This is a genomic window from Mesorhizobium sp. B1-1-7 (genome assembly GCF_006442705.1).
Classification (GTDB): domain Bacteria; phylum Pseudomonadota; class Alphaproteobacteria; order Rhizobiales; family Rhizobiaceae; genus Mesorhizobium; species Mesorhizobium opportunistum.
The window spans coordinates 55,522-68,792 of sequence record NZ_VFWQ01000020.1; the positions used below are offsets into that span (position 1 = coordinate 55,522).

At 63.3% G+C, this 13,271-nt stretch carries 14 protein-coding genes; 12 read left to right on the forward strand and 2 right to left on the reverse strand.

Going from position 1 to position 13,271, the window contains the following annotated elements; all coding sequences use genetic code 11:
- Positions 1-14: 14 nt before the first annotated feature.
- Positions 15-1,082, reverse strand: coding sequence for a glycosyltransferase (locus tag FJ978_RS27825; protein WP_140575800.1), 1,068 nt, complete (start codon positions 1,080-1,082; stop codon positions 15-17).
- A gap of 147 nt (positions 1,083-1,229) precedes the next feature.
- Here FJ978_RS27825 and FJ978_RS27830 point away from each other — a divergent pair, with 147 nt between their 5' ends.
- Entirely contained in the window at positions 1,230-1,415 is a 186-nt protein-coding gene (locus FJ978_RS27830) for a hypothetical protein (protein ID WP_140575802.1), read from the forward strand.
- A 20-nt stretch (positions 1,416-1,435) separates the two neighbouring features.
- On the opposite strand, the gene FJ978_RS27835 is transcribed toward FJ978_RS27830, so the two are convergent.
- Positions 1,436-2,224, reverse strand: coding sequence for a fumarylacetoacetate hydrolase family protein (locus tag FJ978_RS27835; protein WP_013896436.1), 789 nt, complete (start codon positions 2,222-2,224; stop codon positions 1,436-1,438).
- 374 nt (positions 2,225-2,598) lie between these two features.
- Between FJ978_RS27835 and FJ978_RS27840 the strand changes: the two genes are divergently transcribed.
- The 11 genes from FJ978_RS27840 (at position 2,599) to FJ978_RS27890 (ending at position 13,265) form a co-directional block, all read left to right on the forward strand.
- Positions 2,599-3,006 carry a DUF3168 domain-containing protein gene (locus tag FJ978_RS27840; RefSeq protein WP_013896435.1) on the forward strand — a complete coding sequence of 136 codons (408 nt, stop codon included), beginning with the start codon at positions 2,599-2,601 and terminating at the stop codon, positions 3,004-3,006.
- A 173-nt stretch (positions 3,007-3,179) separates the two neighbouring features.
- Entirely contained in the window at positions 3,180-3,479 is a 300-nt protein-coding gene (locus FJ978_RS27845) for a hypothetical protein (RefSeq protein ID WP_013896434.1), read from the forward strand.
- A gap of 143 nt (positions 3,480-3,622) precedes the next feature.
- Positions 3,623-4,288, forward strand: coding sequence for a response regulator transcription factor (locus FJ978_RS27850; protein ID WP_013896433.1), 666 nt, complete (start codon positions 3,623-3,625; stop codon positions 4,286-4,288).
- Entirely contained in the window at positions 4,272-5,699 is a 1,428-nt protein-coding gene (locus FJ978_RS27855; RefSeq protein ID WP_013896432.1) for an ATP-binding protein, read from the forward strand. Before FJ978_RS27850 ends, FJ978_RS27855 begins: the two co-directional genes overlap by 17 nt.
- Positions 5,700-5,886: 187 nt before the next feature.
- Entirely contained in the window at positions 5,887-6,324 is a 438-nt protein-coding gene (locus FJ978_RS27860) for a hypothetical protein (protein WP_140575803.1), read from the forward strand.
- 118 nt (positions 6,325-6,442) lie between these two features.
- Positions 6,443-7,582 carry a c-type cytochrome biogenesis protein CcmI gene (gene ccmI, locus FJ978_RS27865; RefSeq protein WP_140575805.1) on the forward strand — a complete coding sequence of 380 codons (1,140 nt, stop codon included), beginning with the start codon at positions 6,443-6,445 and terminating at the stop codon, positions 7,580-7,582.
- A 3-nt stretch (positions 7,583-7,585) separates the two neighbouring features.
- On the forward strand, positions 7,586-8,029 hold the full coding sequence (gene ccmE / locus FJ978_RS27870) for a cytochrome c maturation protein CcmE (protein ID WP_013896429.1): 444 nt from the start codon (positions 7,586-7,588) through the stop codon (positions 8,027-8,029).
- A 38-nt stretch (positions 8,030-8,067) separates the two neighbouring features.
- Positions 8,068-10,053, forward strand: coding sequence for a heme lyase CcmF/NrfE family subunit (locus FJ978_RS27875; RefSeq protein WP_140575807.1), 1,986 nt, complete (start codon positions 8,068-8,070; stop codon positions 10,051-10,053).
- On the forward strand, positions 10,050-10,517 hold the full coding sequence (locus tag FJ978_RS27880; protein ID WP_013896427.1) for a cytochrome c-type biogenesis protein: 468 nt from the start codon (positions 10,050-10,052) through the stop codon (positions 10,515-10,517). Before FJ978_RS27875 ends, FJ978_RS27880 begins: the two co-directional genes overlap by 4 nt.
- A gap of 165 nt (positions 10,518-10,682) precedes the next feature.
- Positions 10,683-12,233: a Do family serine endopeptidase gene (locus FJ978_RS27885; RefSeq protein WP_140575808.1), complete on the forward strand. Its 1,551-nt coding sequence runs from the start codon at positions 10,683-10,685 to the stop codon at positions 12,231-12,233.
- A gap of 357 nt (positions 12,234-12,590) precedes the next feature.
- Complete coding sequence (locus FJ978_RS27890; protein WP_023764356.1) at positions 12,591-13,265, forward strand: response regulator transcription factor; 675 nt, start codon at positions 12,591-12,593, stop codon at positions 13,263-13,265.
- Positions 13,266-13,271 lie beyond the last annotated feature (6 nt).

A 13,271-nucleotide genomic window follows, 5' to 3' on the forward strand; every position in this document is an offset into this window, starting at 1 on the left:
TCCAAGCGCTTCGGCTACCCCATCGCGCGGCGGATCGTGCTGGACAGGTTGGTAAGGAATCTCGGCCGGGACGATGCGTCGAGCTTCCACGACAGCACCGCCATGGCCATTTGCCGCGGCAGCATGCCGACCGACAGGAACCAGCCGGCAAGCACGGCGCGGCGCCGCAGGGACGCCGACATTTCGAGGCTGGCGACAGCCCCCGCCGCCGCGAGCGCCAGCCGGGAATCATCGGCGACGGGGTGCCGGTGCCTATCCGCGCAGAGCGACGCCAGCCGTTCTTCCAGATGGACCGGATCATGGCGAACAACGTCTGCCGGCACGACGGTCAGGCCTACCTGCGATGCCTGGTCCGACAGCGCCTCCATGCGGTGGAAATCGTGCTCCACCCGCCAGCGCGCCCGCTCGGCGAGCTTTTCACCGAAAACCGAATGGTTGGCGCCGTGGATACGGTAAGCCCCGACACATTCATCGATGGACTGGACGTGGCCATGGAGTGGCGCCAGCGTCGCAAGATAGCCGTCGGCGCCCTGACGGAAATCCGGTTCCGGAATCGGCATGATCGATTCCAGGGTCGTCCGGTCGAAGGCCAGCCCGCTGGTCACGGTCGTCTGGTAGCGCCCCTTGTGCAGCAGTTTCGGCACGACATCACCGCTGTCGAAGGGCAGTTCCGGCGGCGGAAAGACGTCCTTGATGTGTTGCCGCTCATCGACAATGTGCAGTCTGGATTGCACCTGGGCAGTTGCCGCGTCCCAGGTGTCGACGATCCTGGAGACGGCTTCCGGATAAAGATAATCGTCCGCGTCGAGGAAGAGGATGATTCTGCCCGAACTGGCGGCAAAGCCGGTATTGAAGGCAGCCGCATGCCCGCCATTCTTTCGTCTCGGACAAGCAAGGATCCTGTCGCCGTAGGAGTCCATGATGGCCGTGGAATTGTCCTGCGATGCATCGTCGACGACGATGACTTCGACGTCGTCGTGGTCCTGCTCCAGGGCGCTGTCGATGCTACGTTCAAGGAAATGCGCGTAATTGTAGTTCGGGATAATAATGGATACCGGGATTTTGTGGGCGGTGGACTGCATCGCATTCGACCTCGCGTCTTAGGTTGATTTTGGCAAAACCCGCCCGTGGGCTGGCTCCTCTTCAAACTCGCGCCGATCCGTCGGGAGACGGATCACGTCTCTCTTTTGCGACTTCATGCAAAGCCGCTATCGCCTTCGAGGATCGCGGTGGCCGACTGGGTCAAGTGTGTGGCCGGCCAGCAAAGCGCCGACGCTCCGGCCATCGACCAAGCTCGACGAAAATGGCGTCGCGTTCGATCGCAGTGGGACCGAAGCGGACGCCTTGAAGGCACGGCCGATGCTGGCCTTCAAATGCGGCTGGAACAAGCCCGCCGCCTGAAAATTGGCATGTGAACGCGTGGCCGTCGGACGGACTAGACAAACCGCACGGAAACGCGGCCGAACCTGCCCAGGTCGCCGGTGACCTCGTCGCCGGCCTCGACGCCGATCGGCGTCACGCAGGTGCCGGTGATCACCACCTGTCCCGGCTCCAGTGCTATGCCTAGGCCCGACAGTTCGTTGACGATCCATGTCAGCGCAATGCGAGGGTCGCCCAACACGGCTGCTCCCGATCCGTTGTGCTGCGACTTTCCGGAGACGAAACCGACCACCGGGTGCTTCGCGAGATCCACGTCGCGCCAATCGTCTTCCACCGCCTCGCCGATGACAAACAGATTGGCGCAGGCGTTGTCGGCTATGAGCTGCGGCGCTCCAACGGCGCAGAAATCGTCATAGCGTGAGTCCGGTATTTCGATCGCCGGGTGCAAGGCCGCCACGGCATCCACCACCTCAGCGATTTCATAGGGTGCCGGACGCGGCGGCAATTGCCGGCCGAAGCGGAAAGCGAATTCGATCTCGGCCACGCACATCTTGCTCGTCGCCAGGGAAACGGTCCCGCCAACCTCGACAGCCTTCTCGGCGAGGAGACGGCCGGCCATCGGGCCGTCGACGTTGATATGCCTTTGTCCGGCCAGGCTGGTTGCCGCGATCTTCCAGCCGAAAAGCGGAGCGGCCGAACGACCCATGACATGCGACTGGATGGCGTACCCTTCGATCCGCGTTTCTGGCCGTAACTCCCGTGGTATGGCGTCGAGACGGGTGCCCCGGTCCCAATGACCTACCAACAACATGGACGCGGCCCTGGTCTTTTCTGGATCGAGCATCATCAACTCCGGAAATTAGGGGAAAATGCCCTGCCATCGTCGCTTCACGGATCAAAGCGAGCAAGGACGTTCCATCCCGTGGGCCGTCCATACGGGGCAAGGATAGGTCACCGGGAATCGAGAGTCCACGTTCACGCTCCGCTGCCAGGCATGTCATCCCATCGCGGTTGCGCTTGGCTATTTCATCGTTAGGTTGCGCGACATCGGCCGAACGGGGTATCGGCAGGTCGTATTTTCGAGATCATCGGCGTTCATCATTCTGATGACGAATCGCCATCGTCTTCGCGTCGCGAACGTTTATATCTGGCAGAACATGCAGACGGACAGGCTTGCGAAAGCCGATGTCGGTGGCGCAAGGCTTGAGGAAAAGGACGATGACCGCGCCCGGCGATTTGCAGCAGGCACTTTTTTTGAGACTGAAGGGCGACGCATCCCTGTCGGCGTTGCTGGGCGGTGCCGGGCTGCTGGAACGGGCGGCCGACAATGCCGCTTTTCCCTACGTGACCTGCGGTCAGACCAGTGCCTTCGACTGGGATACGGGCGTCGAGAACAACGACGATCAGCTGATCACGCTGCACGTCTGGTCGAAAGCCCAGGGCGAAGCCGAAACGCTTGCAATCATGGACGCCATCAAGGCACGCCTTGACGACGCGGTGCTGGTCATCGGTCCTCGCGGCCAGACGCGGCTGTCGCTCGAGTTCACCGAAGCCCGCTACGACGAGGAGCTCCTGGTGCATCACGGGCTGCTGCGGTTTCGCGCCCTGACGCAGGAAAATGCCTGACGCGCTTTCAATATGACCGAAACAGAGTCTAGACTGCCGTTTCCCGGATTTCGTCGGGTTGGGGCGTCGAAATCACGATTGGTCATCTGTGTTTTCAGGGGTGTAGCGGACATGTTTTTTGCGTCGATCACCGTTCATTTCACGTTCAGCACCGATGCGTTACAACGCCGGTCATGAAAACGCTCCGCTCCCATTTCCGAACCGCGACACTGGCGCTATGTGCTGCCGGGCTGTTTGCGTCGCAGGCGGTGGCGATGCCGGTCATTGCCCCCGGTCAGGCCAGCCCGATCGTTCTGGCCGCGTCCGACTGCTATGCGATTGGTCAACAGGTTGCCCAGCAGAATGGCGGAACGCTGGCCAAGGCCTCGCAGTCGACGCGCGGCGGCCAGCCGGTCTGCGTCATCGTCGTGCTGGTGCCCGGCAAGGACGGGCAGCGTCCGCGCCGTTCCGAGATCGTCGTGCCGCAGAACTGACCGGATCTTTCATCTTACGGGCCTCGTTTCCCAGGCCGCCGGAATCGGCCTATATCTGACCCCAACCTTTAATCCGACCCCAACCCTTCGATCTGACCAAGTCTTCAGTCCAAAAAAGCTCTTCAACAGGTATCGATCTCCGCATGCGCGTACTCGTCGTCGAGGATGACAAGGATCTCAACCGCCAGATAGCCGACGCGCTGGTCGATGCCGGCTATGTCGTCGACCGTGCCTTCGACGGCGAGGAAGGCCATTTCCTCGGCGACACCGAGCCTTACGACGCCGTCGTGCTCGACATCGGCCTGCCGCAGATGGACGGCATCAGCGTGGTCGAGCGCTGGCGCCGCGGCGGCCGCAAGATGCCGGTGCTGATCCTGACGGCGCGCGACCGCTGGAGCGACAAGGTTTCCGGCATCGATGCCGGCGCCGACGACTATGTCACCAAGCCGTTCCATATCGAGGAAGTGCTTGCCAGGGTCAGGGCGCTTATCCGCCGGGCCGCCGGCCACGCTTCGTCCGAACTCACCTGCGGGCCGCTGCGTCTCGACACCAAGGCGTCGAAGGCCGATGTCGACGGTGTGCCACTGAAGCTGACCTCGCACGAATTCCGCCTGCTCGCCTACCTGATGCACCACATGGGCGATGTGGTCTCGCGGACCGAACTGGTCGAGCATCTCTACGACCAGGATTTCGACCGCGATTCCAACACCATCGAGGTCTTTGTCGGGCGGCTGCGCAAGAAGATGGGCATCGACATGATCGAAACCGTGCGCGGCATGGGCTACCGCATGCGTGAGCCGGAGGCGTAACTCGGAACCGCTCAAACCAATCGCAAGGACGCCGCTTGCGCTGCGTTTGTGGCCGCGCTCGCTGACGTTCCGCGTCATCGCCTTCTCCACGGTCTGGGCGATCCTGACCCTGGTCGTCATCTTCACCCTGATCACCACGCTGTACCGTCAGGCCAGCGAACGCGGCTTCGACAGCCTGCTTTCGGCGCATCTGTTCAATCTGATCGGCTCCATCGGCATTTCCGATACCGGAGCGCTCACCGGCGCCCCCGACCTCGGCGACCTCCGCTTCTCCGAGCCCAATTCGGGCTGGTACTGGTCGGTGGAACCGGCCTCGGAAGGCGTGCATGGCGACCTCCACTCCTCTTCGATGACCAGGACCATCCCGTCGCCAAGCGTCGCTGAAGTGCCTTTCAATGCCAGCTTCCAGCGCAGCTATTCGGCCGAGGGTATCGACGGCGAGCAACTCGAAGTGTTCGAGAGCGAATTCGTCCTCGACGCCAAGAACCGTGCCGCGCGTTTCCGCGTCATGGGCAACCAGAGCGAACTCGAACAGGAAATCGGAACCTTCCAGCGCCGCCTGCTGACCTATCTCGGCCTGTTCGGCATCGGCATGATCGCCATCAACGCTATCGCTATCCTGCTTGGCCTGCAGCCGCTGCGCCGGGTCAGGAACGCGCTCGCCATGGTGCGCGAGGGCACCGCGCAGCGGCTCGACGGCCGCTTTCCAGCCGAGATCGAACCGTTAGCCAACGAAACCAACGCATTGATCGAAAACAACAAACGCATCGTCGAGCGGTCGCGAACCCAGGTCGGCAATCTCGCCCATTCGCTGAAAACGCCGCTCGCGGTGCTGCTCAACGAGGGCCGCGCGCTCGGCGGCCCAAAGGGGCAGTTGATCGCCGAACAGGCTGCCTCCATGCAGAAGCAGGTCGATCACTACCTGCAGCGTGCTCGCGTCGCGGCGCAGCGCGACAGCGTCGTCTACCGTACACCGGTGGCGCCGCTGGCCCAGCGCATGGTGCGGGTCTTGCAGAAGCTCAATCCGCAGACAAGCCTGTCGCTGACGCTGCCGGCATCCGAGATCGTTTTTGCCGGCGAGCGCGAGGATCTCGAGGAACTGCTCGGCAATCTTCTTGAAAATGCGATGAAATGGGCAAGGAGCGCGGTGTCGGTCTCGGTCGCACCCTTGGTCGGCAAGGATGATCATCTGTTCGAGATCAGCATCGACGATGACGGCCCCGGCATTCCCGAGGACAGAGCGCGCGACGCGCTGAAGCGCGGAAGACGCCTGGACGAGACGAAACCGGGCACAGGTCTGGGGCTTGCCATTGTCGCCGACCTCGTCAACGAGTATGGAGGCGTTCTCGCGCTCGAACGGTCCGGCATGGGCGGATTGAAGGCGGTGGTGCGGTTGCGGAGCCTTCAGTGACGTTTCCCAGCGCCAATCGACACCGATGGACGGCACATGTTATGGCGGCATATCGATTGGTCCCGGAGCGGCCGGCAATGGCCAAATTTCCGACAAATATCAATACTATGGCGACGCCCACTTCTCCGATGACGCGGCCCCAGGCGCATCCATGGCAGGCTCCAACTCAAGAAAACCGGTTGTTGGCATGAAGATTCGCGTCGCGTTTGTTTCCGCATTGCTGGCCGTCTCCGGCTGCACTACCTTGAGCGGCAAGGGCTCCACCGTCGCGCCGACACCGGCCTCGACGCCTCCTTCGGGCGGCAAGGTCACCACCTCGATCATATCCGCGATGGGCGGTGGCCTGATTGGCGGTTCGATCGGCAGCAGCCTCAGCGCAACGGAGAAGCGCAGCGCGCTCGAGGCCGAATACAAGGCGCTCGAATATACGACAAGCGGCCAGAAGGTGACGTGGAAAGGCGACCAGGCCTCGCGCTATGGCGAGGTGGTGCCGGCCCAGCCCTATCGCGTCGGTTCACAGGACTGCCGCCAGTACACGCAGACAGTGTTCACCGGCGGAGCCGGCGTCACCGCCCGCGGAACCGCTTGCCGCAACACCGACGGCAGCTGGACGCCGCTGACCTGATATCCCGGTTGGGAACTGGTCGCTTGACGTCGATCAAGGACGTCAGGCGCGTCCGCCGTCAAAGCGTCGCAGGATGGACATGTTGGCAGGGCAAGTCTCTGCCTTTATTGGAAGAGCCATGCTGTTCTGGGTCATAGCCGCAATCCTGACGCTGGGCGCGAGCCTGGCGGTGCTGTTGCCGTTGGCTGCCGGCTCGAAAGGTGCCGCATCGAGCGGCGACCACGATCTGGAAGTCTATCGCGATCAATTGTCCGAGCTTGACCGCGACGCCGCACGGGGCCTGATCCAGCCGGCGGAGGCAGCCGAGGCACGCGCCGAGATCGCCCGCCGCATCCTGCGCCTCGACAATGCGGATCCAGCTGGCAAGGCATCGGCCAGGCCGGCGTCGGCCACGTCAAGAGTTGTCGCGACCGTCGCGGTGCTGGCGGTGCCGTTGGTCAGCTGGGGGCTTTACAGCCAGCTCGGTTCGCCCGACCTGCCGTCACAGCCGCTTAGCGAGCGGTTGGCCAAGAACCCGGCCGACAGCTCGGTCGACGAGTTGGTCGCGCGGGCGGAAGCTCACCTTGCCGCCAATCCTTCCGACGGCCGGGGGTGGGATGTGCTGGCCCCGGTCTATCTGCGCATGCAGCGCTTTTCCGACGCGGCCGCCGCTTACCGCAACGCCATTCGTCTCGACGGCGACAGTGCTGTCCGTCAGGCCGGCCTTGGCGAGGCGATCGCCGGTGCGGCGGGCGGCATTGTTTCGGCCGACGCACAGGATGCCTTCGAGGCGGCGCTGAAACTCGATCCGGCCAATGCGAAAGCCGGTTTCTATCTGGCGGTGGCGTTGGCGCAGGAGGGGCGAACCAAGGAAGCGGTTGCCTCCTGGCAGGCGATGCTCGGCACGCTGCCGCCGGATTCACCGTGGCGCGGCGCCGTCGAGCAAGCATTGGCCAAATCCGGCAACCCTGAAGTCGCTTCCGGCGCGGCCGCGAAAGGTCCCGATGCCGCCGATGTCGACGCCGCGTCCTCCATGTCGCCGCAGGACCGCGAAGCCATGATCAACACCATGGTCGCGGGTCTCGACGACAAACTGCGGCAAAATCCGCGTGACGCGGAAGGATGGATGCGGCTCGTTCGTTCCTACGTCGTGCTGGGCAAGGCCGATGAGGCGCGCGATGCTCTTCATCGCGCCATTGCCGTTTTTGGGGCCGACAGTGACGAAGCGAAGAAATTCACCATCTTTGCCGCCTCGCTCGGCCTGGCGGCGACGGAGTAGAGCATGACGCGCAAGCAGAAACGATTGTCGGTCATCGTGGGCGGACTGGCTTTCCTGGGCGCCGCCACCGGACTGACCTTCTACGCGCTCGGCCAGAAGGCGTCCTATTTCTACATGCCGGCCGATCTTGCCACAGCCAGCGTCCAGCCGGGACAGCGCATCAGGCTGGGAGGGCTGGTCGAGAAGGGCACCATCGAGCGCGGGCAGGGCGCGACCGTCGCCTTTTCGGTCACCGATACACACAAGTCGGTCAAGGTCACTTACACCGGCATCCTGCCGGACCTTTTCCGCGAAGAACAGGGCGTCATCACCGAGGGCACCTTCGGCCCGGACGGCGTCTTTGTCGCCGACAGCGTGCTGGCCAAGCACGACGAGCGCTATATGCCCAAGGAAGTGGCCGATGGCCTGAAGGCCAAGGGCGTCTGGCAGGAGAGCAAGAGTGAATAGCTCTGGCAGGAGAGCAACGGTGAATTACAGGTACAGTCATGGTTGAGACCGGACATTTCGCCCTGGTCCTGGCATTCGCGCTTTCGCTGGTGCAGACGATCGTGCCGCTGTTTGGCGCGCGCCTGAACAACCAGCGCCTGATGGCTGTCGGCGGCCCGGTCGCGGTGACCGGTTTTGCATTGACGGCACTGTCTTTCGTCGCGCTGGCCAGCGCTTATGCGAATTCCGACTTCTCGGTGGCGAGCGTCTGGGAAAACTCGCATTCGTTGCAGCCGCTGATCTACAAGATCACCGGAACCTGGGGCAACCACGAAGGCTCGATGCTGCTCTGGGTGCTGATCCTGACCTTTTTCGGCGCGCTTGTCGCCGCTTTCGGCTCCAACCTGCCGGCAACGCTGCGGGCCAATGTCCTGGCCGTGCAGGGCGCCATCGGCGCTACCTTCTTCCTGTTCATCCTGGCGACGTCCAATCCGTTCATCCGGCTCAATCCGGCGCCGATCGAGGGCCGCGATCTCAACCCGGTCCTGCAGGATCTCGGCCTCGCCATTCACCCGCCGCTGCTCTATCTCGGTTACGTCGGTTTCTCGATCTGCTTTTCCTTCTCGGTCGCGGCCCTCATCGAAGGTCGTATCGATGCCTCCTGGGCGCGCTGGGTGCGGCCATGGACGCTGGTCGCCTGGATGTTCCTGACTGGCGGCATCGCCATGGGATCGTACTGGGCCTACTACGAACTCGGCTGGGGCGGCTTCTGGTTCTGGGATCCGGTCGAGAACGCCTCCTTCATGCCGTGGCTGGCAGGCACCGCGCTGCTCCATTCGGCCATCGTCATGGAAAAGCGTTCGGCCTTGAAGATCTGGACGCTGCTGCTTGCCATCCTCACCTTCTCGCTGTCGCTGCTCGGCACCTTCCTGGTGCGCTCGGGCGTCCTGACCTCCGTCCATGCCTTCGCCACCGATCCGACGCGCGGCATCTTCATCCTGTGCATATTGACGCTGTTCATCGGCGGCTCGCTGTCGCTGTTTGCGTTGCGCGCCTCGAAGCTGACGGCCGGCGGCCTGTTCCATCCGATTTCGCGCGAAGGCGCGCTCGTCCTCAACAATCTGTTCCTGACGACGGCGACCGCCACCGTGCTCGTTGGCACCCTCTATCCGCTGGTGGTCGAAGCCTTTTTCTCCGACAAGATTTCGGTCGGAGCACCATTCTTCAACCTGACCTTCGCGCCACTGATGGTACCCCTGCTGGTGATGGTTCCCTTTGGGCCGCTGTTGGCCTGGAAACGCGGCGATGTCTTCGCGGTCGCGCAGCGCCTGATGGTGGCATTCGCGGGTGCCCTCCTGACGGCACTGGTCACCACCCTGTTCATCGACGGCGCTTCGGTATTGGCGGCCATTGGCGTCGGACTTGCCGTCTGGCTGATCCTTGGTGCGCTCACCGACATCGCCGTCAAGGCGGGGTTCGGCAATGTCACGACGGGGAACATGGTCCGGCGCCTGCTTGGCTTGCCGCGCTCGGTCTTCGGCACGGCTTTCGCCCATCTCGGCCTTGGCCTGACCACGCTGGGCATTATCGGCACGCTTTGCTTCGGGACCGAGAAAATCCTGTCGATGCATGCCGGCGAGACGGTGGAATTGTCCGGCCACACGCTGCGTTTCGTCGGGCTCTATCCGGCCCAGGGCCCCAACTACAGCGAAGATCGCGGCCGCTTCGAGCTGATCGGTGTCAGCGGCAGTCCCATCGGCGAAATCAGCTCGGCCAAGCGCTTCTTTCCGGTGCGGCAGACGACGACGACGGAATCCGGCATCAAAACCCTTGGTCTTTCCCAGCTCTACATTTCGCTCGGTGACGAAGGCAAGGATGGCTCCGTCGTGGTGCGCTTGTGGTGGAAGCCGCTGGTGACGCTGATCTGGGGCGGTGGCCTGATGATGATGGCGGGCGCTGCCATGTCGCTGATGGACAGGCGCTTGCGGGTCGGAGCACCCTCGCGGCGCCGCAAGACGGCGGTGGCGCCAGCGGGCCTGCCATGAAGACAAGGTTCTCGCTGACGTCGATTGTCCTGCTGCTGGCGCTGCTCTTCGCCGGTGCGGCGCAAGCGGTGAAGCCTGACGAGATGCTGGCCGATCCGGCGCTGGAGGCGCGAGCCCGGGCGCTGTCGGAAGGCCTGCGCTGCATGGTCTGCCAGAACCAGTCGATCGACGAATCCGATGCCGATCTGGCCCGCGACCTGCGCATCCTGGTGCGCCAGCGCCTCGTCGCCGGCGATACCGACCAGCAGGTGATGGACTATGTGGTTTCGCGCTATGGCGAGTTCGTGCTTTTGAAGCCGCGCTTCGACCTGCGCAACGCGCTGCTTTGGGGCACGCCCGTCATTCTGCTTCTGGCAGGCGGCATCTTTATCGCCTTCAACGCCCGTTCCCGCCGGCAACTGGCGACAAAATCCCTCTCCGCCGACGAACAGGCGGCGCTGGACGCGATCCTGCGCCGGGACTGACTGCGAAATGGCGTGAAGGGTGAGACCGCCCGACAGACAGGTCGACCGCCAACATTACCAAAGTTTCATGCGTCGGAAATGGCGTTGTAATGTGCGCCGTTCTAATTCTCCTTTCCTGAGGATGCCTATCAAGGCGTGTCCCTTCGAAAAGAGGATCAGAGACCCATGAATATTGCCCCCAATTCATATTCCCGCACCCGCAAGCGTCTCCTGGCTGCCGTCGCATCCGTCGCGGTTGCCGGTGCGATCGGCGTTGGCGCGCTGACCAGCGGAACCGGCCCCGTCCTGGCCGACGCGGTGCGTGTCGAGGCGCCGCAGGTTCCAAGCTTCGCCGACGTCGTCGAGCGTGTTTCCCCGGCCGTGGTCAGCGTCAAGGTCAAGGCCAAGATCCAGCCGACCGCCGATGACGGCTCCGACGATCAGGACGGTCTCGACAATCTTCCCAACAATCCGCAGCTGCGCCGCTTCTTCAAGGAATTCCGAGGCTTTGGCGACCAGGGCGGTCAAAACGACGAAGGTCACCGTCGCTTCGGTCACCGCGACCGCAACAACGGCCAGCCGCGCCCAGTGGCGCAGGGGTCCGGCTTCTTCATTTCCGAAGACGGCTACCTCGTCACCAACAATCACGTCGTCGAAGAGGGCACCGCCTTCACGGTTGTGACCAATGACGGCAAGGAGCTCGACGCCAAGCTGGTCGGCACCGATCCGCGCACCGATCTCGCCGTGCTCAAGGTCGACGGTGGCGGCAAATTCACCTATGTCGATTTCGCCGATGATTCGAAGGTTCGTGTCGGCGACTGGGTCGTGGCCGTCGGCAATCCGTTCGGTCTCGGTGGCACCGTCACCGCCGGCATCGTGTCGGCTCGCGGCCGTGACATCGGCGCTGGCCCCTACGACGATTTCCTTCAGATCGATGCCTCGGTCAACCGCGGCAACTCGGGTGGCCCGACCTTCAATCTCAACGGCCAAGTGGTCGGCATCAACACGGCGATCTTCTCGCCGTCGGGCGGCAGCGTCGGCATCGCCTTCGACATCCCGGCCTCGACCGCCAGGCAGGTTGTTGGGGACCTGATGAAGAACGGTGCGGTACAGCGCGGCTGGCTCGGCGTCGAAATCCAGCCGGTCACCTCGGACATCGCCGAATCGCTCGGTCTGAAGTCCAACAATGGGGCCTTGGTGTCCAGTGCCCAGGACGACGGACCCGGCAAGAAGGCCGGCATCACCGCTGGCGACGTGATCACCCAGGTCGATGGCAAGGACGTTGCGTCGCCAAAGGAACTCGCCCGCCTGATCGGCGCCTATTCGCCGGGCAAGCCGGTCCACGTCACCGTCTGGCGTGACGGCAAGAGCCAGACGGTCAAGGTCGATCTCGGCAAGCTGCCCGCCAGCGACAAGCAGGCCTCGAACGACCAGCAACAGCAGCCCGCGGCTCCGGCAAAGCCCGACACGCTGGCCGATCTCGGCCTCACCGTCACCAAGTCCGAAAACGGCAAGGGTCTCGTGGTGACCGACGTCGATCCCGACAGCGATGCCGCCGATCGCGGCATCCAGCCGGGCGACATCATCACCGCGGTCAACTCGACCGAAGTCAACGGCACCGAGGACGTCACCAAGGCGATGACCGAAGCTGTGAAGTCCGGACGCAAGGCCGTGCTGATGCAGATCACGCGTGACGACAACAACCGCTTCGTCGCCTTGCCGGTCGCCAAGGGCTGAAACGACTTTTCCGATGCGGCGGTATCAAACACCCCCGAACCGCCGCATGGGGAAGCATGGAGCCGGGTACGTTAGTCAGTCATCGTGCTCTCCTCCGGCGGCAGCGGGTCTCCCATCGCCCGCTGCCGCACATCTTACAGGCTGTCCAGAAGCGCTCCCTGCGGCCCGGTGCGAGGACATGCCGTGACCGCGGTATAGCGACATGCGCTAAAACAGGCATGTCCACGATGAAGACACCAGGGAACAAGATTTTATCGCGCACGCTCGGGATCATCTTGATCGCGATGCGCTTTGGCAAAGGCTAGAATGCAGATGCCTGCTACTCAACCTTCCAGCGAAATCGCGTATAACGGGCCTATGAAGATTCTCGTCATAGAAGATGATCGCGAGGCCGCGGATTATCTGCAGAAAGCCTTCAACGAGGCTGGTCATACCGCGCATGTCGCTGGTGACGGCGAGACCGGCTTCGCGCTTGCCGATGCCGGCGACTACGACGTGATGGTTATCGACCGGATGATGCCGCGCCGTGACGGCCTGTCGGTGATTGCCGGCCTTCGCTCGAGGGGCAACACCACGCCGGTGCTGATCCTCTCGGCGTTGGGTGAGGTCGACGACCGGGTCACCGGTCTGCGCGCCGGCGGCGACGATTATCTGACCAAGCCTTATGCCTTCTCCGAACTTCTGGCCCGCGTCGAGGTGTTGAATCGCCGGGCCAGCGCCAAGGAGGCCGAAACCGTCTACCGGGTGGGCGACCTCGAGCTCGACAGGCTGTCGCATTCGGTCCGCCGGGCGGCGCGCGAGATCACGCTGCAGCCGCGCGAATTCCGGCTGCTCGAATATCTGATGCGCCATGCCGGCCAGGTGGTGACGCGCACCATGCTGCTCGAAAACGTCTGGGATTATCATTTCGATCCGCAGACCAATGTCATCGACGTCCACGTCTCGCGGCTGCGCGGCAAGATCGAGAAGGGCTTCGACAAGCCCATCCTGCATACGGTTCGCGGCGCAGGCTACATGCTGAAGAGCGGCTAGAGTATG

Coding starts and splice junctions, on each gene's coding strand:
- FJ978_RS27825 (WP_140575800.1), bottom strand. CDS start 1,082: ATGCAGTCCACCGCCCACAAAATCCCGGTATCCATTATTATCCCGAAC.
- FJ978_RS27835 (WP_013896436.1), bottom strand. CDS start 2,224: ATGCTCGATCCAGAAAAGACCAGGGCCGCGTCCATGTTGTTGGTAGGT.
- FJ978_RS27840 (WP_013896435.1), top strand. CDS start 2,599: ATGACCGCGCCCGGCGATTTGCAGCAGGCACTTTTTTTGAGACTGAAG.
- FJ978_RS27845 (WP_013896434.1), top strand. CDS start 3,180: ATGAAAACGCTCCGCTCCCATTTCCGAACCGCGACACTGGCGCTATGT.
- FJ978_RS27850 (WP_013896433.1), top strand. CDS start 3,623: ATGCGCGTACTCGTCGTCGAGGATGACAAGGATCTCAACCGCCAGATA.
- FJ978_RS27860 (WP_140575803.1), top strand. CDS start 5,887: ATGAAGATTCGCGTCGCGTTTGTTTCCGCATTGCTGGCCGTCTCCGGC.
- ccmI (WP_140575805.1), top strand. CDS start 6,443: ATGCTGTTCTGGGTCATAGCCGCAATCCTGACGCTGGGCGCGAGCCTG.
- ccmE (WP_013896429.1), top strand. CDS start 7,586: ATGACGCGCAAGCAGAAACGATTGTCGGTCATCGTGGGCGGACTGGCT.
- FJ978_RS27875 (WP_140575807.1), top strand. CDS start 8,068: ATGGTTGAGACCGGACATTTCGCCCTGGTCCTGGCATTCGCGCTTTCG.
- FJ978_RS27880 (WP_013896427.1), top strand. CDS start 10,050: ATGAAGACAAGGTTCTCGCTGACGTCGATTGTCCTGCTGCTGGCGCTG.
- FJ978_RS27885 (WP_140575808.1), top strand. CDS start 10,683: ATGAATATTGCCCCCAATTCATATTCCCGCACCCGCAAGCGTCTCCTG.
- FJ978_RS27890 (WP_023764356.1), top strand. CDS start 12,591: ATGAAGATTCTCGTCATAGAAGATGATCGCGAGGCCGCGGATTATCTG.